The sequence below is a fragment of the Planococcus shenhongbingii genome, assembly GCF_030413635.1.
GTDB lineage: Bacteria > Bacillota > Bacilli > Bacillales_A > Planococcaceae > Planococcus > Planococcus shenhongbingii.
Window position 1 is genome coordinate 2,775,969 of record NZ_CP129235.1, and the last position, 21,650, is coordinate 2,797,618.

18 protein-coding genes and 1 other annotated feature are annotated in these 21,650 nt (G+C 40.6%); of the genes, 4 read left to right on the top strand and 14 right to left on the bottom strand.

Going from position 1 to position 21,650, the window contains the following annotated elements; all coding sequences use genetic code 11:
• Positions 1 to 59: 59 nt before the first annotated feature.
• Positions 60 to 641, top strand: coding sequence for a CYTH domain-containing protein (locus QWY16_RS13745; protein ID WP_300989790.1), 582 nt, complete (start codon positions 60 to 62; stop codon positions 639 to 641).
• A 122-nt stretch (positions 642 to 763) separates the two neighbouring features.
• Positions 764 to 1,162, top strand: coding sequence for a globin domain-containing protein (locus tag QWY16_RS13750; RefSeq protein ID WP_300989791.1), 399 nt, complete (start codon positions 764 to 766; stop codon positions 1,160 to 1,162).
• 758 nt (positions 1,163 to 1,920) lie between these two features.
• On the opposite strand, the gene pepF is transcribed toward QWY16_RS13750, so the two are convergent.
• The 10 genes from pepF to QWY16_RS13800 form a co-directional block, all read right to left on the bottom strand.
• Positions 1,921 to 3,729, bottom strand: coding sequence for an oligoendopeptidase F (pepF, locus tag QWY16_RS13755; protein ID WP_300989792.1), 1,809 nt, complete (start codon positions 3,727 to 3,729; stop codon positions 1,921 to 1,923).
• Positions 3,730 to 3,789: 60 nt separating this feature from the next.
• Entirely contained in the window at positions 3,790 to 5,019 is a 1,230-nt protein-coding gene (locus QWY16_RS13760) for a competence protein CoiA (protein WP_300989793.1), read from the bottom strand.
• Between the two features lie 55 nt (positions 5,020 to 5,074).
• Positions 5,075 to 5,731: an adaptor protein MecA gene (gene mecA, locus QWY16_RS13765; protein WP_300989794.1), complete on the bottom strand. Its 657-nt coding sequence runs from the start codon at positions 5,729 to 5,731 to the stop codon at positions 5,075 to 5,077.
• A 241-nt stretch (positions 5,732 to 5,972) separates the two neighbouring features.
• Positions 5,973 to 6,368 carry a transcriptional regulator SpxA gene (gene spxA / locus QWY16_RS13770; protein WP_175557103.1) on the bottom strand — a complete coding sequence of 132 codons (396 nt, stop codon included), beginning with the start codon at positions 6,366 to 6,368 and terminating at the stop codon, positions 5,973 to 5,975.
• A gap of 362 nt (positions 6,369 to 6,730) precedes the next feature.
• The gene (locus QWY16_RS13775; protein ID WP_300989795.1) at positions 6,731 to 7,945 is read right to left on the bottom strand and encodes a putative glycoside hydrolase; all 1,215 of its coding nucleotides are present in this window, start codon (positions 7,943 to 7,945) and stop codon (positions 6,731 to 6,733) included.
• 99 nt (positions 7,946 to 8,044) lie between these two features.
• Positions 8,045 to 9,001: an ABC transporter ATP-binding protein gene (locus tag QWY16_RS13780; RefSeq protein ID WP_300989796.1), complete on the bottom strand. Its 957-nt coding sequence runs from the start codon at positions 8,999 to 9,001 to the stop codon at positions 8,045 to 8,047.
• The gene (locus QWY16_RS13785) at positions 9,001 to 10,056 is read right to left on the bottom strand and encodes an ABC transporter ATP-binding protein (RefSeq protein WP_300989797.1); all 1,056 of its coding nucleotides are present in this window, start codon (positions 10,054 to 10,056) and stop codon (positions 9,001 to 9,003) included. The genes QWY16_RS13780 and QWY16_RS13785 overlap by 1 nt, the downstream gene beginning before the upstream one ends.
• A gap of 15 nt (positions 10,057 to 10,071) precedes the next feature.
• Positions 10,072 to 11,091, bottom strand: coding sequence for an oligopeptide ABC transporter permease (gene opp3C, locus QWY16_RS13790; RefSeq protein ID WP_300989798.1), 1,020 nt, complete (start codon positions 11,089 to 11,091; stop codon positions 10,072 to 10,074).
• Positions 11,088 to 12,026 carry an oligopeptide ABC transporter permease gene (gene opp3b, locus QWY16_RS13795; protein WP_300989799.1) on the bottom strand — a complete coding sequence of 313 codons (939 nt, stop codon included), beginning with the start codon at positions 12,024 to 12,026 and terminating at the stop codon, positions 11,088 to 11,090. The genes opp3C and opp3b overlap by 4 nt, the downstream gene beginning before the upstream one ends.
• A 201-nt stretch (positions 12,027 to 12,227) precedes the next feature.
• Positions 12,228 to 13,940, bottom strand: a complete 1,713-nt coding sequence (locus QWY16_RS13800; protein ID WP_300989800.1) for a peptide ABC transporter substrate-binding protein — start codon at positions 13,938 to 13,940, stop codon at positions 12,228 to 12,230.
• A 239-nt stretch (positions 13,941 to 14,179) separates the two neighbouring features.
• Between QWY16_RS13800 and QWY16_RS13805 the strand changes: the two genes are divergently transcribed.
• Both QWY16_RS13805 and trpS read left to right on the top strand, forming a co-directional pair.
• Positions 14,180 to 14,521: a DUF3899 domain-containing protein gene (locus QWY16_RS13805; RefSeq protein WP_300989801.1), complete on the top strand. Its 342-nt coding sequence runs from the start codon at positions 14,180 to 14,182 to the stop codon at positions 14,519 to 14,521.
• A 44-nt stretch (positions 14,522 to 14,565) separates the two neighbouring features.
• Positions 14,566 to 14,780 (top strand) — a binding site (T-box leader).
• 43 nt (positions 14,781 to 14,823) lie between these two features.
• Entirely contained in the window at positions 14,824 to 15,813 is a 990-nt protein-coding gene (trpS, locus tag QWY16_RS13810; RefSeq protein ID WP_300989802.1) for a tryptophan--tRNA ligase, read from the top strand.
• Positions 15,814 to 15,891: 78 nt separating this feature from the next.
• On the opposite strand, the gene QWY16_RS13815 is transcribed toward trpS, so the two are convergent.
• The 4 genes from QWY16_RS13815 to opp4B all read right to left on the bottom strand — a co-directional run bounded on the left by QWY16_RS13815 (position 15,892) and on the right by opp4B (position 21,628).
• Entirely contained in the window at positions 15,892 to 17,592 is a 1,701-nt protein-coding gene (locus QWY16_RS13815; RefSeq protein WP_300989803.1) for a peptide ABC transporter substrate-binding protein, read from the bottom strand.
• A gap of 220 nt (positions 17,593 to 17,812) precedes the next feature.
• Positions 17,813 to 19,516, bottom strand: coding sequence for a peptide ABC transporter substrate-binding protein (locus tag QWY16_RS13820; protein ID WP_300993451.1), 1,704 nt, complete (start codon positions 19,514 to 19,516; stop codon positions 17,813 to 17,815).
• A gap of 216 nt (positions 19,517 to 19,732) precedes the next feature.
• Positions 19,733 to 20,650: an oligopeptide ABC transporter permease gene (gene opp4C, locus QWY16_RS13825; RefSeq protein WP_300989804.1), complete on the bottom strand. Its 918-nt coding sequence runs from the start codon at positions 20,648 to 20,650 to the stop codon at positions 19,733 to 19,735.
• Positions 20,651 to 20,662: 12 nt separating this feature from the next.
• Positions 20,663 to 21,628 (bottom strand): oligopeptide ABC transporter permease, encoded by a 966-nt coding sequence (opp4B, locus tag QWY16_RS13830; RefSeq protein ID WP_300989805.1) that lies wholly within the window; start codon positions 21,626 to 21,628, stop codon positions 20,663 to 20,665.
• Between the last annotated feature and the right edge of the window lie 22 nt (positions 21,629 to 21,650).

Below are 21,650 nucleotides of genomic sequence, written 5' to 3' on the forward strand. Positions count from 1 at the left end.
CCATTCGTTGCAGTTTGCTGCAGATTATCCGATAATAAAAATAATAGAGAGGTGTTTTCATGACAAAAGAACTTGAAATTGAATTTAAAAACATGCTGACCCGAGAAGAGTATAAACGGCTTCTTACGCATTTCCATTTAGCAGCGGACGATGTAAAAACCCAGGAAAACTACTATTTTGATACAGCGGATTTCAAACTGAAAGAAGCTAAATCCGCTCTTCGCATACGAAAAAAGCTGGAAAGTTTTGAATGCACATTAAAAATTCCGGCTCCTGAAGGGAATTTCGAAATTACCGATCCGTTAAACGCATTGCAAGCTGAAGCTATAATAAGTGGCCAATCATTCGAAGCTGCTGAAGTATATGCCGCTCTTCAGAAATTGCAAGTAGAGCCGTCTCAGTTAATAATGATCGGTAAATTAATGACTCACAGGATTGAGCTCGGCTATAAAGACGGCTTGTTGGTTCTTGATCACTCAGAATATCAGAATACCGCAGACTATGAAGTGGAATTTGAAGTGCAAGATGCTAAACTAGGTCAACAGCAATTTTTAGAGTTCTTGCAGCTTCAGAAAATTCCGGTCCGTCCGGCGGATAAAAAAATTGCCCGATTTATGAAAGCGGCTAAATCTGGAATCTAATGAATAATGTAACTTCTTTAGATGTAATTTCCTTCTTTACCATGCCATTCAGTCGATTTGTTTGAGAAATTCTTGCTCCGTTGTTAAAATGAATTTACAGCTATAGCAAAGGAGACACAATAATGACTGGAAAACCAATAATTCCGTACGAAGAAATTGGTGCGGAACGCTTGTCACAGTTAATCGATGCATTTTACGCACGAGTGGCCAAGCATCCAAAGCTGCAGCCTATATTCCCTGAGGACCTTACTGAAACCGCTAGAAAGCAAAAACAATTTATGACTCAATATTTAGGTGGACCTAATATATATTCTGAAGAACATGGACATCCACGGCTTAGAGCACGGCATCATCCTTTTCCAATAACTCCTGATCGTGCACAAGCTTGGCTGGAGTGCATGAGTGAAGCAATGGATGAGGTTGGATTGGAAGGGAAATTCCGAGAAGTCTTTTTCCAACGGCTTGTTTTGACGGCTCATCATATGGTAAATGAGCAAGATAGCGAGGAGGAGTTAGAATGAACAATCTGGACTTGGCTCAAGAGACAGAAATGCATGAAAAAACACTGAAGCCAATGGAACTGTATGTTTTTTTTGACCCTTTAAATCCAGAATGCTGGGAGAAGAGCGGTTAAATCGCCAATCGCCCCCATCATTGAATGAATTATTCTTAAAATATTCTACTCTGGCAACCAGAGAAATTGCCTCTATATATAATATTTCTGACCAAACAGCCGAGCGTGAATTGAAAAAGCAAGTGCTTCAGCAAAAACTGGAACGCATCAATTTGCCTGATCAAACTTTATGGACGTTAAAATAGCCTTTCGCTAACGCGAAAGGCTATTTTTATATAATTATAAATTTACTGCGCTTTCCTTGTCTAGCTGCAGCGCCTAACTCCTTGGGTCGTAAGCCACTTCGGCTGTGCGGCTGAAAAAACGCCGCTTCGCCAAATCGTCTTACGCCCGTCGGAGCTGAACAGGCGCTTCCGCTTTTCTTTATAAACAGCGAAAGGCGCCTTCCACGTCCGGAAGGCGCCTTTCCATATTACACAAAGGGGATGGGAGAAATGTTCACGCTCAAACAAAGGGGTGTATGTTTGTATGTGATTTATTTCACAACCTAACTTTATCACGAAATAATAGTTAATGCAATAATTCACAAAGAGTTTCACAAATTTGTCACATTAGCATAGCGACTAAATCCAGCCCCCTTTATTTACTATATTAATAAAATAAATAAGAAGCTGCCATATTGCATAGCAGCTTCTTATTTATAGTTTATTTCTTCAAAAGCAATGTTTCCAGTTCATTTAGTTTCTCTTCAAATACTTTGCATGCTTCTGCTACAGGTTCGGGAGAAGTCATATCCACGCCTGCTTTTTTAAGCACTTCAATTGGATAATCAGAGCTTCCCGCTTTCAGGAATTCATTGATGTAACGGTCAACAGCAGGCTGCCCTTCTTCTAAAATCCCTTTGCTTAAAGCAGTTGCAGCACTTAAGCCCGTTGCATATTGAAACACATAATAATTATAGTAGAAGTGTGGAATCCGAGCCCATTCCATTCCAATTTCTTCATCTACAGCTACCTCTTCCCCGAAATACTTTTTATTCAATTCATAATACACTTCGGTTAAGCGATCCGCAGTCAGCGCTTCTCCATTTTGATCCATCTGATGGATCAAATGTTCGAACTCAGCAAACATCGTCTGGCGGAAAACTGTTCCCCGGAAACCGTCCAACCAATGGTTCAATAAGTAAATGCGTTCCTGGTCGTCTTTTGTCGTTTTCACCATATATTCATTCAGCAATGCTTCATTTGTCGTCGACGCCACTTCAGCCACAAAAATTGAATAATCCCCGTAAACATAAGGTTGAGAAGATCGAGTGTAATAACTGTGGACACTATGACCAAACTCATGCGCCAATGTAAATAAATTGTCAACGTTATCCTGCCAATTCATTAGAATATATGGATTTGTACCATATGCTCCGGATGAGTAGGCTCCACTGCGCTTGCCTTTGTTCTCTTTGACATCCACCCAACGATTGGTGATGCCTTGTTCAACAATCCCTACATATTCCTCTCCTAAAGCTCCGAGGCCGGAGAGCATCGTTTCTGTCGCTTTTTCATAAGGGATTTCCATCTTCACTTCCTTTACCAGCGGTGTGTACATATCCCACATATGGACTTGGTCCAGTCCGAGCACTTCTTTGCGGAGTGCAGCATAGCGGTGAAGCAAGTGAAGGTTATTGTTTACTGTTTCCACTAAGTTGTCGTAAACACTTTCCGGAATATGATCATCCGACAAGGCTGCCTGCCGTGCCGATTCGTATTTTCGGATTCGGGCATTGACGTTATCGCGTTTTATGTTTCCGGATAAAGTTGAAGCAAACGTATTGCGGAACTTCCCATAAGTAGCATATACTCCTTTGAATGCATCTTCCCTTACACGGCGGTCTGTGCTTTCAAGAAAACGGCTGTAGTTGCCGTGCGTAATCTGAACCATTTCGCCGTCTTCGTTTTTGATTTCCGGAAACTCCAAATCGGCGTTATTCAGCATACCGAACGTATCAGAAGAAGAACTGACAACTTCAGACAACTGCGCTAGCAATGCTTCCTGTTCTGCTGGCAGAACGTGCGGGCGAACGCTATTCAGTTCTTCCAATGCATGCTTATAAAGCTGCAATCCTTCATGCTCTTCGATATAGCTATTAAGCATAGGTTCTTCCAAACTGAGAATTTCAGGTGTTAGAAAAGACAAGCCCGTCGACACTTTCGCATATAGCGACTTCATCCGGCTATCCATTGCCTGATAAGTAGAGTTAGTGGTGTCTTGGTCATAGCGCATGTGTGAATACGTATATAGTTTCTGCAGTCGCTGCAATAATTCATCTTTATAAACCAGCACCTCGTAAAGCGCATCTGCACTTTCTTGAAGTTTGCCTTGATAAGAACCGGCTTTCTCCGCCAACTCTGTTACTTTTGTAAACTCCTGCTCCCAAACTTCATTAGACGCAAATATTTCTTCCAGTTTCCATGTCATTTCTGCAGGAATTTCTTCTCTTAATAATAATTTATCTGCCACTGTATTTCCTCCTTTGCCCTACTCTTTCGGGAGTCGAACTACGTTTTATTTTCTCAATTTTCATACGCTTTTGCAATAGTTATCATACAAAAGCTCTAAAAGAACCTCTTCACTGTCTTCTTGTTTTTTCATGCAGGAATTAATCTTCAAATATTGTTCGAGTAACTCCAGTGCATCTTCAAATATTGCTTCATCTGACATCTTTATTCGATTTGAATTGAGCAGCTCTTTCATTGTTATACCCTTTTCATCTGCCTGTAACGCTTCCATCTGCCAAAGTACAGCAGGCATTTCTATAAAATGATTTCCTATTAAAGGAATCCCTAAAGTCAAAGGCAGAGCATTAGCGTCCAGTTGAAGTTCATAAGACAAACGCCAGAAAGGATTTCGGAATCGATTTTTGGCAAATTGCTGATTACGGACAAAGCGCTGCTTCTCCTTAAAAGCCAATAAATAGATGTTGAAAAACTCTGCTTTGGTTAATCTTTTCGCAATAGCAAAAGGAAACGTCTGTTTTTCTGCCGGCAATGATTTCACATTGGCAATCCACCGGTTTCCACTGCTGTAAAACAAACTGGAATAATAATAAAATCGATTGTTTGCCGGATTAAATGCTATAACAAATCGATTGTTCTTATTCCGCTGAAGCATTGCTTGCTCAAAAGACTTGAATTTGATTATTTGAATACCTTCATGAAGCGGATTTTTTACAGAGAAAAGCCACAAAGGCATGATCCCCAAAGATTTATATCCTGCCGACCGCAACTCGATTTGCTGCACCGGAATCGGGCTGCATTGAAACTCAATTGCCAGGTTATGATCTATCAGCAAATCAGCGCGCTGTTTGATTTCAGGAAGATATTTTTCGAGTTCCGTATGGTGATTTTTCTGAGTGAAAAATTGATGGAGCATATATTTACCGTGTAAATGCATGGGGGATTCGGGTTCACTGAACGAAGAACATTCAGAAAGGGATTGATGGGCAAAATGGGGGATTTTAATATTGCCGACTTTCAGCAGCAATAGCTCACTGCAACTGGGACAAAAAAATTGCTCTTTTCCTCTCAATACAAGAAGTTCTTGACGGCTAATAAGTGGATTCAAATAAAATAAACGGCCATCCGATGCTTTGGCTACTAATATAGCATTCACTCTCCTTTTGTTGATTGTAGGAAAGATTTGCGGCTTAATCAATAAGATATTTAAAATACTTAAAGCTCCATAAGAAACACTGCAGAAATAATGTTGAAGCCGCGGGAATAACTGATCTGTAATATCACTGCAAGACATGAAAAATTGGGGAACAAATAAAAATCATACAAAAAAGACCTCCGACATGGAGGCCTTAACCGAAATAATGTAATACATTTGATAATGCATCTTCTTTAAATATTTGCTTGCCGTACTCTTCCAGACGATGAATCGTAATTGGTGAAACCTGCAAGTATTCTGTAAAGATACTGATATTGTCTTTTACATCGCTTTCCGAGTGTAAAATCTCATCAAAGCTAACATATAGATAGTATTTGTTTTCGAAATGGTAAAGCGCCGATTCAATAGGCACATACATCAAACGGCGTGCTATAGGAAGCAATTCATCAACTTCCGAGAAAACGAAAGTATACTCTAATTTCTTTAAATCCGGCTCATCGAAAATTGGTTCAAATTCATCAAACTCCGTAGCAGTTGAATCATCACTGCCAAACATTTTACGGCGTTCTTCTATATCATCAGGCAAATCAATTTTTTGCCCATCTTTTGTAAGTTGAGCACGAGTAACTGTCACTTCGAGTCCTTTATCCATTGCTTGGACTTGGATCCAAAGCGGCCCTTCCATAACAAAATCCGCTTCTTCGTTAACTTCATCCATCATTTCCCAAAAAAGTTCTTCACTTTTGTCTCTGTTAAACCAAATTTCATCACGGCTAAAGCCACGTTCTTCAACATCAAGATAGGAAATGTAAAATTTAACTGTGTTATCATTGATTCTTTCTATCTCCATTTTACACCTCTCCTTTCGAAATGGACTAAGAGGATCGTCCTTCTATACCGTGCTGTGGTACTGCCTTAATTATATCCTGTTTCACAATGGATGAGAAAGTATATGCCTAACGCCTGCATCAGCATCAAGTACCTTAGAGTTTAGTGCATTATACTGATTTATGCAACTATTTAAGAATACAGAAAAGCTGCCCAAGATCCATTATGAATTGTCATAAAGACCGGACAGCTTAAAAACTTTTTTAGTTCACCATACGCTGTGCTTCAAGCAACTGATATGCTCGAACTTTGCGAGGAAGGAAGCGACGAATTTCGTCTTCATTATATCCGACCTGTAAACGTTTTTCATCCATAATAATCGGACGGCGAAGCAAACCAGGATATTCTTGAATTAATTCATATAGGCGCTGTAGAGGTAAACTTTCTACATCAACATTTAATTTTTGGAAAATTTTCGAACGTGTTGAGATAATTTCATCTGTGCCGTCTTCTGTCATTCGCAAGATTTCTTTAATCTCACTGATTGTTAAAGGCTCAGAGAAAATATTGCGTTCTGTATATGGAATTTCATGTTCTTCCAACCATGCTTTTGCTTTGCGGCAAGAGGTGCAGCTTGGAGAAGTAAATAATGTTACCATCATAGTAGAGCACTTCCTTTCGGATTCGGGTTACTTCAAGTAATTATCAAATTAGAATCACTATAATGTAGAAGCTTTACATTCATTATACAATATTTGCTTTCAGTTGAATATAGATTCGGTTGAATTTTATAATAAAAGCTTCATAATTGTCACATTTTAGCTATAAAATGCTACAGCACTTTTATTTTTTTGTATAATTATTTTTACCCTTATACAAGACTTTTAAACCCTCTTCACAAACTTTTTTATTCTCAATTACGATTTCTTTTTGAAAATCATTTTTTTCTTTACATTATATAATACGTTTAAAAACCGAAATAGTTACAGAAAAACCCCAATCCTTAGAGTGGGGTTTTTCATTATTCTATAGGTGTGTAGTCTACTCCAGGTGAGTAAGTGTTTCCGGCGTTCCATAATAAGAATTCATCGATTCCATTTTCATTCAAAGCTTTAATCTGTGCCTCAACTTCATCTTTGCCATACTTCTGATAGTTCCCTGCTCCCAAGTAAGAGGCTGTAAAGTCTTGCAGCCAAGGCCGTGAAACAGGCGGGCTTTTAAGTTCCGCTAATTTATTATTTTCCACTTTGGCGTATTCTGTTACCAGTTTATAAGGTTCCAAGTCAGGTTTCGCTATGCCGAAATAAGAAGTCCAATGACTTGGATAAATCATTGAAGAAATTACATCAACATTTTCGGAAATTTTAGAGAAGTTCTGCCCAATGCCGGGCGCTTCCGGCAATGTTGCTGCATACCCAAAAATATCAACAGATACTTGGACTCCATACGGCTTTAATTGCTCCCTCGCATAGGCTACAAAGTCTGTCACCGCTTCAACTCTTCTTTGCACTGGATCAAGGTCGGAATCAGCATATTCGCCCATCGAGTATTTCAGGGTATCGGCCCTATTTTCAAATCCTTCAGGGAACCGTACATAATCAAATTGAATTTCTTTAAATCCCAATTTGGCTGCTTCAATTGCAATTTGGACATTATGGTCCCAAACTTCTTTTAAGAAAGGATTAACGAAAGATTCGCCACGGCCATTTTTCCAAACTTGATCTCCATCTACAAATGATAACTCTGGCCGTTTATTTGCTAGAACAGAGTCTTTAAAAACAACGACTCGGGCTATTGGATATATTTGTTTTTCTTCCAGTCTTTCAAGCACTGCCCTTGGATCTTTAATATACGGCTGCCCTATCCCTAATGCGGCTAAAGGAGTGCCTTCTTGTGGCATATAAGTCAAATAGCCGAAGTCTTCCTTAATATCAATTACCATAGCATTCAAATCAGTTGTATCAACCATATTCACCAATTTCTCAAAACGGTCACCCCCTGCTGAATGCGCTGTCACAAAAATCCCTCTGACTGCATCCGGATATTCAAATGTCAGACCTGAATCGAAAGCGAAGAGTTTTGACGATGTAAGCATTTCCGTATCGATGCCAATTGCATTGTATGTACGTGAAGCAAAATCTAGTGCATTTGATTCGTCTTTTGAAGCTAAAACTGGTGTTGCTGCTAATGTGCTTAGCAATAAAGCACATATTGCCATCCATTGTTTCATTTTCATTCAGCCACACACCTCCTTTTCTCGTCTTTCTTTATTTTAACATTTTTCTCAAAATTTCAAAGAAAAAAGCGATGCCTGATAGGCATCGCTTTTTCATGTTCATTTCACTGATACTGCAGGCTTTTCAGGTATGGAAGCTTTTAATGTTTCAAACTCACGAACTGAACATTGCACGAAATGCCCTGGAGTAATTTCTCTCATCTGCACATCGTCACCTTCTGTGTAGTTATGCATAGCTGGGTCATACGACTTCCGTATACGATTGCGTTCGTAATTCGGATCTGGAAGTGGAATGGCTGACAATAAAGACTGGGTATATGGATGCATCGGATTGTTATAAAGATCTTCTGCAGGCGCTAATTCCACAAGCTTTCCGAAATACATTACGCCAATTCGGTCAGAAATGTATTTTACCATGGACAAATCGTGCGCGATAAACAAATAAGTCAATCCTTTTTCTTCCTGCAATTCTTTCAATAAATTGACTACCTGTGCCTGGATTGAAACATCAAGCGCAGAAATTGGTTCATCTGCAATGATGAAATCCGGATCAACAGCCAATGCGCGGGCAATTCCAAGACGCTGACGCTGGCCGCCTGAAAATTCATGCGGGTAACGGTTAGCATGCTCTTTATTCAGCCCTACAGTTTCAAGCAAATCGAAAACCATTTTCTTGCGGTCAGCTGCGTTTTTTGCCAAACCATGGATATCAATGCCTTCTGCAATAATATCCATCACTTTCATCCGGGGATTCAAAGAAGCATAAGGATCTTGGAAAATCATTTGCATTTTGCGATTGAATTTTTTTAAGTCTTTTTTCGATTTCTTGCCGTGGACGTTTTCACCTTCATAGAAAACATCACCTGAAGTTGCATCATACAAACGGATAATTGAACGGCCAGTAGTGGATTTTCCACATCCCGATTCGCCAACTAAGCCCAGCGTCTCTCCTCTGTAAATATCGAAACTGATGTCATCAACGGCTTTCACTTCATTCGCTTTGCCAACATTAAAATGCTGTTTTAAGTTCTTGATTTCCAATAACTTTTCTGCCATTATACCGCTCCCCCTTCGTAATATCTGCTGCCCGGGAACTTCTTCATCCGCTCGATTACTGTTTGCGGCGGTTCCACTTGCGGTGCATCCGGATGCAACAGCCAAGTCGCAGCAGAATGCGTATCGCTCACTTTAAAAAATGGCGGATTTTGCTCCATATCTATTTGCAGGGCATATTCACTGCGCAATGCAAAAGCATCTCCTTTCGGAGGAGCTATTAAATCGGGCGGAGTTCCTGGTATTGCATATAATTTAGCATCCGATGTATCCAGAGAAGGCATTGAACTAAGCAAGCCCCATGTATAAGGATGCTGAGGGTTATAGAAAATTTCATCTACAGTTCCAATTTCTACAATTTTGCCGCCGTACATAACAGCTACCCGGTCTGCAACGTTCGCTACAACTCCAAGATCATGCGTAATAAAGATAATGGATGTATCAATTTTCTTTTGCAGATCTTTCATCAATTCCAAAATCTGTGCCTGAATGGTTACGTCAAGTGCCGTTGTCGGCTCGTCAGCAATCAAAATTTGAGGATTGCAAGCAAGTGAGATGGCAATAACAATCCGTTGGCGCTGACCGCCGGAAAACTGGTGCGGATATTGTTTCATGCGAAGCTCAGGTTTTGGCATACCAACTAAACGCAATAAATCGATGGCTACTTTTTTCGCTTCTGATTTACTGATTTTTTGGTGCTTTAAAATCGGTTCTGTAATTTGCCGGCCAATTGGCATAGTTGGATTTAATGATGTCATTGGATCTTGGAAAATCATTGAGATGTCTTTTCCGCGAATCTTTTGCATTTCTTTGTCCGACAGCTTAGTCAAATCACGGCCGCCAAATAAAATTTCTCCATTTTTGAATTCAGCCGAGTTTTCCGGCAGCAGACGCATGATGGATTTGGTGGTAACCGATTTCCCGGAACCTGATTCACCAACAATCGCCAATGTCTCCCCTTTATATAAATCAAAGTTGACGCCTCGGATAGCTTTAACTTCCCCACCAAAAGTGTTAAAGGAAAGCTCAAGGTCTTTTACTTGTAGAATTTTTTCCATTTGTGACTTTCCTCCTTAATCTTTCATCTTAGGATCAAGCGCATCGCGAAGACCATCACCGATCAAGTTAAAGCAAATCATGATTAAACTTAATAAAATAGCCGGGAATGCCAAAATATGCGGCTGATATTGAAGCAGTTTGTAACCATCGTTGATCAACGTTCCAAGCGATGCATCTGGTGCTTGGAGACCTAAACCGATAAAGCTTAAGAACGCTTCAAAGAAAATAGCGGTTGGAATCGTAAACATTGTATTGATAATGATAATCCCCAGAACGTTTGGCATTAAGTGTTTCCAAATAATTCTGGAATCGCTGGCACCAAGAGTTCTTGAAGCCAATACAAACTCCTGGTTTTTGTATTTAAGGACCTGGCCACGGACTACACGTGACATCCCTGTCCAGCCGGTTATCGTTAACGCAATGATGATGGCCAAAATCCCTGGGTCCATAATCATGATAAACAAAATTACGACAACCAAGTTTGGAATTCCTGTCAAAATTTCTACTATACGCTGCATAAAGTCATCTATGCGGCCGCCGAAATAACCGGAAATTCCGCCGTAAATTACACCGATTAGCATATCAATCGCTGCTGCTACAAACGCAATGAATAGTGAAACTTGAGTTCCTTTCCATAGACGAGAAAACATGTCACGCCCTAGTCCATCAGTTCCGAACCAATAGTTGACTTCAACATTTTTCATCTCATACAAGTCAACTTCCTTCCCGCCTAAAGTCCCGACCCCATCAAAAATCCCCAGATTTTCAATGACCGGAATTTTTGGCGGCAAGTTTGCATGGGTGATAGTTTGTGCATTCGGTTCATAAGGACTAATTGCTGGCCCAACAAATGACATAATGACGATTAAGATGAACAGCACTAAGCTGAAGACCGCTCCTTTGTTCTTGCGTAATCTATACCAGGCATCTTGCCAAAAACTGACGCTTGGTTTTGAAATGCGTTCAGCTTGTTTTGTATCCACTGTGATTCGTTCGAATGAACCTTTAGGTAATTTTTCTAAGTTTTGTGTCATGAACTTTTACCTCCTGAAAGACGAATCCGTGGGTCTATAATGCCATATAGAATATCCACAATCAAAATTACGACGATTAGGAAGACAGAGAAGAAAATAGTTGTGCCCATGATAATAGCAAAATCGTTCACCATGATTGATTTAACGAATTGTTCTCCGATTCCTGGAATCGCAAAGATTTGTTCAACAACAAGAGAACCTGTTAGAATCCCCACTGTCATTGGCCCTAGTACAGTAATCAAAGGAATCAATGCATTTCGGAAAGCATGTTTGAATGCTATCTCAGATCCGCTCGCCCCTTTGGCTTTCGCTAATGTTATATAGTCTGATCCTAGAACTTCAATCATTTCTGTCCGGATAAAACGTGCCGCTGTTGCAAGAGGAAACATTGCCAAGGCAATCGATGGCAGCACGCTCGACATAAATCCGTCTTTCCATAGTGCTACCGGGAACCATTCCAATTTTAAGCCAAACCAATATTGAAGCAAGGAAGCAAAAACAAATGAAGGAATGGATATCCCGATAATCGCTACAAGTGTACTGCTATAGTCGACCCAGGTATTTTGACGCAGAGCAGCTATCATTCCTAGCAGAATACCAATAACAGTACCAATCAGCATCCCTTGGAATCCGATTTGTGCAGAAGGACCCATTCGGCTGAGTATTAAATCAGTCACTGGAGCACCTTTAAACTGGTTAATCGAAATTCCTAAATCCCCTTGCACTAGCCCGAACATATAGTTAAAGTACTGAATTGGAAGAGGATCATTCAAACCGTAAGCTTCTTCAACCACTGCCCTTTGTTCTGGAGATAATTTATCTGCGGAAGCGATAGGGGAACCCGGTAATATTTTCATTAAGAAAAATGTAAAAGTAGCAATCAGAGCTAAGGTGATTACCATATAAATTAATCGTTTGCCGATGTATCGTGCCATGTTGCACCTCCAAAAATGAATACTTCTATATAACACAAGACTTGTTTCAACTGTAAATTTTAAGGCTTGTTTTTTTCAAAAGTTAGCAGAAAATGTTCAATTTTCCGTGAATTCCCCTTCATTAGAAAAGAGAGTATATCGTCCAAATACCAGCGATATACTCTCTTTCTATTTGTTTTTCACAGTGGCCAGTGTATTAGATTATTCTTTGCCAGAAATGTAAGCCCATTTGTAACTGTAATCTCCACCGAATGGGTGAACAACAATGTCGTGAACATACGGTTTTTGAAGTGACATTACACTGCGTTGGAAGATACCAGAAATAGTAGCATCTTCTTCAATCAAGATTTTCTCTGCTTTAGCCATAGCTTCCCAACGTGCTGCAGGATCTAAAGCCAATTCGCCTTTAGCTTGTTCAATCAATTTATCGAATTCAGGATTCGAATAACTCATTTTGTTCTGAGCAGATCCTGTTACGAACAAGTCGAGGAATGTCATCGGATCTTGATAGTCAGGGCCCCAGCCAGAGTTTTGGATATCGTAGTCTTGTTTTTCATCAAGTTCTAGACGGACTGCAAATGGAACTGCTTTAAGTTCAATAGTCAACCCTTCAAGGTTTCCTTCAAGTTGAGATTTTAAGTACTCATCCATTTTCTTAGAAAGCTCAGTATCTCCACCAAGCATTTCAAGAGTCACTTCTGTAACGCCAAGCTCTTTCAAACCAGTTTCCCAGTATTTTTTAGCTTCTTCCGCATTAAACTCGTTCATTTTTCCGTTAACTTCACGGAAATCTTTTTTCTCTTCGTCAAAACTGAATTCAGTTGGTACTAAGAAGTCAGCTGGAAGTGATCCGTTAGCTAATACTACATCAACTAAATCTTGTTTGTTGTAAGCCAAAGAAATCGCTTTACGGATATTTTCGTTTGCTAATGGCGTTTTTTCTCCATTGCGTTCTTGGTTGAATTTTAAGTAGAATACAGTCGGCTCTAATTCTCTAACAGCTTCTGGATTGTCAGCATGTTGCATAGCGTACTCACCAGAAAGACCAGCGCGGTCTTTTTCGCCTGAATCATAAAGATTAAGCCCAGTACCTGCCTCTTTAACTACGTCCACGTTAACTTTATCAAGTTTAACTGTCTCTGCATCCCAGTACTCTGGATTTTTTTCCATTGACCATGTCAGGCCTGTGCCGTCCCAGTTAGTCAATACAAATGGTCCGTTGTAAAGAAGGTTGTCAGAATTGGAAGCGTAAGCTTTTCCTTTTTCAGTGACGAAAGCTTCTTTTTGTGGAAGGAATGTTCCAAAAGCCATTAATGACATAAAGTAAGGGACCGGACGCTCAAGTGTTACCACTAGAGTTTTTTCATCCTTCGCTTCTACACCAAGTTCAGCTTTGTCCATTTTACCTTCTGCAATAGCTGCAGCATTTTTGATTGTGCCAGCCATCATGTAAGGGCCGTAAGGTGATCCAGTAGCTGGATCCACAGCACGCTGCCAAGAAAATACGAAATCTTGGGCTGTAACTGGGGTACCATCTGACCAGTTAGCATCACGCAATTTAAAAGTGTAAGTTAATCCGTCTTCGCTGATTTCAGGTTCGCTTTCAGCCATAGCCGGTTCTGCAATGTTTTCTTGGTTCAAGCGGTACAAACCTTCGTTTACGTTATTCATAATGTTGAAAGCTACCGCGTCTTCAGCAAGTGCTGAATCCATTGTTGGAATTTCAGCGGTTTCCATTAAATTCAACTCTTGTACTGAATCTAAATCCCCTGATGCTTTTTCATCAGTTTTTTCTGTGTTGCCGTCTGTTTCTGATGGTTCAGTTGTAGTTTCTCCCCCGCCGCCACATGCCGCTAGGAAGGCACTAAGAACTAAAACCAGGCCTAATAGCCAAAATAACTTGCTGTTTTTCACTTACGTGACCCCCTTAAATTTTCTGAAAAATTGGTACACTGTTAATTATACATAATCTTTTTTAGTTGTACAGCACTTTTTTTTGACTAGTTACAACATTGTAACAACGATATGTCATTAATATTACATAAAATAGCATGAATATTGGTTTTATAAGGATTTTTTAACAATTTTTTTATTTTTAATTTTGATTTTTTTTATTATTTCTTCTACAATAAACTAAGAACAGAGGTGCAAAAATGAAAATAACTATTCTTGGTATAATTATTATCCAAGTTTTAATTTTTTTGACGATGGTATTGCGGAGTGAAGCTTTCTCTCTTTTGTCCTATATAAACAATTCTTTTATCTATGGCGGAGTTCTGTTTTTTATCGGCTTATGGGTTTTTGTTATACGGACTGGAGTATTTGATATATTTACAATGAGCATGAGAAAAGTCTTTAAGGGCAAATCTACCTTAGAAGATGACGAAATGCGTGCGCCTTCTGAACTTTTTGCTGTATCTAGCACTCCTCTCTTGATCATTGGCGGCGTCACTTTACTGGCTATGGGAATTTCACTTTTTATCTACCAGCTATAAATCTTGCATATAAAAACTTTTTTGTATTATAATAAACAAATAGAAAATGAGCGATGAAAAAGAAGAGTAAATGCTGTTCCTTCTATAATAGAGAGTCTGTGGTTGGTGAAAACAGATGTTGGGCAGTATTGAATGGGCTTTTGAGCTGAACCGGTGAACTTGAAAGTAGCCGTTTCCGTGATCTTCACGTTATGAAGAAGAGTGGCCGGTGACGGCAACTAGGGTGGTACCGCGGAAAAACACATCATTCGTCCCTTTTTTAGGGATGTGTGCTGTGTTTTTTATATTGAGGAGGAATTTGGATGAAAAAAATCTTTTCTGGTGTACAACCTACCGGTACCGTTACTTTAGGAAATTATATCGGCGCATTTAAGCAATTTACGGACCTGCAGGATGAATTTGAATGCATTTTTTGCATCGTGGACCAGCATGCCATCACCATGCCGCAAGACCGGCTGGAGTTGAGAAAAAACATTAAAGCTCTTGCAGCTTTATATCTTGCTGTCGGCATTGATCCGGAGAAAGTCACTCTCTTCATACAATCGGAAGTTCCGGCACATGCCCAAGCCGGTTGGATGCTGCAATGCATTTCTACTATCGGTGAACTCGAGCGCATGACACAGTACAAAGATAAGTCTGCAAAAAGCACTTCGGTTTCATCCGGGCTTCTGACTTATCCGCCTTTGATGGCTGCAGACATTCTCCTTTACCAAACGGATGTGGTACCCGTTGGAGATGACCAAAAGCAGCATATTGAACTGACGCGTGATTTGGCGGAACGTTTCAATAAGCGTTTTAATGAAGTATTGAAGATTCCGGAAATCCGTGTTCCGAAAAATGGCGCCCGCATTATGTCGCTTCAAGATCCGACGAAAAAAATGAGCAAATCGGATACCAATAAAAAAGCGATTGTCACGTTGCTCGATGATTTAAAGACCATCGAAAAGAAAATTAAAAGTGCTGTCACGGATTCAGAAGGCATAGTAAAATTTGATCCTATAAACAAACCCGGTATTTCCAATTTGTTGACTATCGAAGCCGCTCTTTCCGATGTAAGCATTGAGTCCCTTGTCTCTAAATATGAAGGGGCTGGCTATGGAGACTTTAAAGCATCTGTCGCAAAAGCAGTAACCGATCATCTTGCTCCCATTCAAGAACGTTACCAGGAACTTTTGAATTCAGAAGAACTTGACCGAATTTTGGATGAAGGCGCTGAAAAAGCTAATCATTTAGCGAATAAGACGTTGAAGAAAATGGAAAATGCGATGGGCTTAGGCCGTAAGCGAAAATAAAGAAAAGGCTACAGTTATTGTAGCCTTTTCTTTTTGGTTTTTAGAATGAATTTTCAAAAGCTATCTAAACTTTTTTTGTCATTGCTTCCCAGAAATATAAGCCCATTTATAACCATAATCCCCACCGAACGGATGCGTTACAATATCATTGACATATGGTTTTTGCAGCACCATCGCACCCCGCTGATAAATAGGCGCAATTGCGGCATCTTCCTCGATTAATATCCGCTCTGCTTGTGCCATTGCATCCCAGCGTGCCGGAATGTCTTGGGCCAGTTCACCTTTGGCAGATTCCACCAAAGCGTCGAATTCCGGATTGGAGTAGCCCATTTTATTCTGAGGAGAACTGCTTACGAACAAATCGATAAATGTCATCGGGTCTTGATAATCTGGTCCCCAGCCAGAATTTTGGATTTCGTAATCCTGTGCTTCATTCAGTTCCAGCCGGACATTAAATGGAACTGTTTTAATTTCAATAGTTAACCCTTCAAGATTTCCTTCCAGTTGGGCTTTTAGATATTCATTCATTTTCTTGGCAGTTTCTGTATCATCTCCCATGTATTCAATTGAAACTTCTGTCAATCCCTCTTCTTCCATCCCTTTGGCCCATAATTTTTTTGCTTCTTCTACATTGTATTCATTCATATCTCCATTTACTTCCCTGAAATCTTTCTTGTTTTCATCAAATGTAAATTCAGTCGGCACTAGGTAGTTGGCAGGCAGTGAACCGTTTGCCAGTACAACATCTACTAAATCCTGTTTATTGAAAGCCATAGAAATTGCTCTCCGGATATTTTCATTTGCAAGAACAGTCGGCTGACCATTGCGCTCCTGATTAAACTTCATGTAAAAGATGCTCGGATCTAATTCTCTGATCACTTCTGGATCATCCGCATACTGCATAGCAAATTCTCCAGATAAGCTTGTTCGATCTTTTTCCCCCGAGTTGTAAAGGTTGAGCCCCGTGCCAGGATCTTTTACCACATCCACGTTAATTGTTTGGAGCTTAACGGTTTCCGCATCCCAGTATTCCGGATTTTTTTCCATGGACCATGTCAGGCCTGTTCCGTCCCAGTTGGTCAGCATGAATGGTCCGTTGTATAGGATATTGTCTGAATTAGTGGCATAGGAGCCGCCTTTTTCAGTAATGAAAGCTTCTTTCTGCGGCAGGAAGGTACCGAATGACATCAGTGACAGAAAATAGGGAACCGGGCGTTCCAATGTCACCACCAGTGTTTTGTCGTCCGTCGCTTCCACGCCAAGCTCTGCCTTATCCATCTGTCCTTCAGCAATCGCTGCCGCATTTTTGATCATGCCTGCCATCATATAAGGGCCGTAAGGAGATCCAGTAGCCGGGTCCACAGCTCGCTGCCAGGCAAAAACAAAGTCCTGCGCAGTCACCGGTGTGCCGTCCGACCAATTAGCATCCCGTAATTTGAAGGTATAGACCAGCCCGTCTTCGCTAATTTTAGGTTCCCCTTCTGCGATTGCCGGTTCTGCAATATTTTCCTGGTTCAAGCGGTACAAACCTTCGTTGACATTGTTTAAAATATTAAACGCTACCGAATCTTCCGCAAGTGCCGAATCCATCGTCGGAATTTCAGCGGTAGCCATCAGATTAAGCACTTGTTCAGCATCCAATTCGCCTGTTGCTCCTCCTTCTGTTCCACCTTCTGGAGTTTCTGGTGCAGTGGTATCGCTATTTCCACTGCAGGCAGCCAAAAAGAAACTAAATCCTAAAACTATACAGAGTAACCAGTACATCTTCTTGCGATTCACTTAGTTCTCCTCCTTATTTTCCGAAAAGTCTATTTATTAAATTATACAGCTTCTCTTCGTAATGTATAGCATTTATTTGATGAATATTATTGTTAACGACAAATATTTAATATTTATAAAATTAACTAATTTAGTATGTACAAATCGAGAGAATTTCAAAACCCCGCTTAAAATATAAAAAAAAGGCTGCAATTAAAGCAGCCTTTTCTTAAGTGGAGTGTTATTCTTTTCCGGATATATAGGCCCATTTAAAACCAAAGTCTCCACCAAAAGGGTGTCTGACCACATCGATTACATAAGGTTTTTGAAGAGACATGATCCCTTCTTGGAAAACTGGTCCGATTGCCGCGTCTTCTTCAATCAGTATTCGTTCTGCCTGCGCCATCGCCTCCCAACGAGCTGCCGGGTCTTGAGCAAGTTCATTTTTTGCTGATTCCACCAAAGCATCAAATTCCGGATTAGAATATGCCATTTTGTTTTGATCTGAATCAGTCACGAATAAATCGATGAATGTCATGGGGTCCTGATAGTCCGGTCCCCAGCCTGAAAGTTGCAGGTCGTAACTTTGCGAAGCATCAAGTTCCAACCGAACTGAAAATGGGACCGACCTTACATTGACTGTAATTCCTTCAAGATTCTTTTCTAATTGCGCTTTTATATAAGCTCCTGTATTTTTACTAATGTCAGCGTCATCAAGGAGAAGCTCAAATGCAATTGTAGAAATCCCTTCTTCCTCTAGACCAGTCGCCCATAGTTCTTTCGCTTCTTCTATATTAAACTCATTCATCTCTCCGTTGACTTCCCGGAAATCTTTCTTGTTTTCATCAAATGTGAATTCAGCTGGAACCAGATAATTCGCTGGCAATGAGCCGTTCGCCATTACAACATCTACCAGATCCTGTTTATTAAAAGCCATAGAAATCGCTTTACGGATATTTAGATTTGCTAATGGAGTTTTTTCTCCGTTGCGTTCCTGGTTATACTTAAAATAAAAAATATGGGGGGCTAATTCCTTTATTATTTCTGGATCTTCAGCGTACTGCATAGCAAATTCTCCAGTAAGAGGAACTCTGTCTAATTGACCGGAAGTATAAAGATTGACTCCTGTACTTGTTTCTTTTATGACGTCCACATTGATGGTCTGGAGCTTAACCGTTTCGGCATCCCAGTATTCCGGATTTTTTTCCATGGTCCATGTCAAGCCTGTGCCGTCCCAGTTCGTCAGCATGAATGGTCCGTTGTATAGTATGTTTTCAGAGTTCGAAGCGTATGCGCCCCCTTTCTCAGTGATGAACGCTTCTTTCTGCGGCAGGAAAGTACCGAACGACATCAGTGACAGGAAATAGGGAACCGGGCGTTCCAATGTCACTACTAAAGTTTTGTCGTCCGCCGCTTCCACGCCCAGCTCTGCCTTATTCATTTTGCCTTCAGCAATCGCTGCCGCATTTTTGATCGTACCCGCCATCATGTAAGGGCCGTACGGCGACCCAGTTGCCGGATCGACTGCACGCTGCCAGGCATAAACAAAATCCTGAGCAGTCACCGGTGTGCCGTCCGACCAATTGGCATTCCGCAACTTGAACGTATACGTCAATCCATCATCGCTGATTTTCGGCTCCCCTTCAGCCATGGCCGGTTCTGCCATGTTTTCCTGGTTCAAGCGGTACAAACCTTCGTTGACATTATTTAAAATGGTGAATGCTACCGAATCTTCCGCAAGTGCTGAATCCATTGTCGGGATTTCGGCACCTTCTGATAGATTCAATACTTGTTCAGCATCCATTTCCCCGGCATTCCCTTCAGCACTTTCTTCTGTCTCCGTATTCCCTTCCGGTACTGTTGAATCACTTCCATCTTCTTCATTGCAAGAACCCAGCACAATTCCCGTCAATACAAGCAAAACGGCTAGCCAGAATCTTTTCATGCTGCCCACTTTAATACCTCCTATTTTTATTATCAGAATATTATGTATATTTAGAATTATACGTGTTTATAAAACAAATTAATAGTACTTTTTCATCTTTCTTGTCAATTATCGATGCGAATTCTTTATTTACCTCTTTAATTTAATTCATCACTCATTAGCAATAGTCATTCAGTAACCAAATAAAAAAGGCTGCATGATCTGCAGCCTTTTCTATTAACGCAATGACTTCGGATTTAAAGCATCTTTCAATCCTTCACCGATAAAATTGATGGATAAAATGGTCAATGTAATGATCAAAGCCGGGGGCATCCATATCCAAGGCTTGCCTTGCAAAACATCCGGTTCATTGGCAGAAGACAGCATATTGCCCCAGCTTGGTGTTGTCTGCGGAACCCCGAAACCTAAATAACTGAGTGCAGATTCTACCACAATCATGCTGGCGAAAATCAATGTTCCTTGAACAATAATAGTCGACATGACATTCGGCAGAAGGTGTTTGCCAATGACTTTCCAAGGTGAACAGCCGATTGATAACGCCGCTAAAATATACTCGTTTTCTTTTTCAGCCAGTACTTTACTCCGTACCAATCTGGCAACGCCACCCCAACTGAGGGCTCCGATGACAATGATTAATACCCATAAACCATCTACGATTCCTCGAAGAACTGTATTCAATACAATAACGAAAACCAAGAATGGGAAATTCAAGACAAAGTCAGTAAATCTCATTAAAATGCTGTCCACTTTTCCGCCAAAAAAGCCGGCTATGGATCCGACAAGCGTCCCCAATGTAATAACCATTAAGGTTGCGCTGAACCCGACTAATAATGACACCCGTCCCCCGTAGAACAAACGGGTCAGAACGTCTCTGCCGCTCTTGTCTGTTCCCAACAGATGCTCACCGTTCGGTTCAATGTTCATAGCTCCAATATTTACTCTTGAAATATCTGGGTTTGAAGAAAGATAGGGTGCTAATAATGGTGCTAATAATGACATGATGGTCACTAAAATAATAAAACCCGCACTAATCATCGCTAATTTATTTCGAAAAAACTTTTTCCGTGCTATTTGCCATGGAGATAAGCTTCTTTCTGGCTTCTTCTGCTGTTCAATAGTTGTTGATGACGCCATGATCGGTCCTCCTCAATCCAAACGGATTCGTGGGTCCACGATGCCGTATAATATGTCTGCTAGTAAATTTCCTGCTAATGTTAAAAACGACAACAGCATCGTTAATGCCATTAAAGTGGGATAGTCTTGGGTGGTGACTGAATTAAGGAATAATTGGCCAATCCCCGGATAAGTGAAAATGGTTTCTGTAATGATAGCCCCACCGATTAAAGCCGCAAAGTCAAAGCCTAAAAAAGTTACTAGCGGAATAATGGAATTCCGCAAAATATGCACATTGTAAATCTTTTTCATCGGCGTTCCTTTAGCGCGGGCAGTGCGGACAAAATCTTTCCGTGAGTTTTCGATAATATCATTCCGAAGAAATTGTGTATAGGAAGCCGTGCTCAACGTTCCGAGCACAAGAGCAGGAAGCAGGACATGGTGAAATCTGCTGATCCAGTATTCAAGTGTGCCTTCTTCAACTTGAATATCCACCGAGCCTCCAAACGGGAACCAATTTAAATGGAAGGAAAAAAAGTAAATAGCAAAAACCGCTGCTACGAAAGATGGGATTGCCAACATCACGTAATTTAGCCCTGCTATCGCATTGTCTCCAATCGTATAGGGCTTGCGTCCCGAATACATTCCCATAAGGAAAGCTAGGATATAAGTGATCAATAACGACGTTACGCCAAGGAAAAGGGTATTTGGAAGCTTCTCCTTGATGACGTCTGCAACCGGCACTTTAAAACGGGTCGATTTGCCGAAGTCCCCCTGTACAAAATCCGTAACCCAATTAAAATACTGAACCGGCAGCGGTTCGTTATAACCCAACTTTTCCCTCATTTCTGCAATGTACTGAGGATTTGTATTGAGCGGATCGATTTCACCGCTTAACGAATCGCCTGGCATCAATTTTGCTAATGAAAAAACTACAACGGATATAAGGATGAGCATCGGAATCATACCAAGCAATCTTCTAACTGTATATTTCAGCATATATACTCTCCTTGTCAGTACT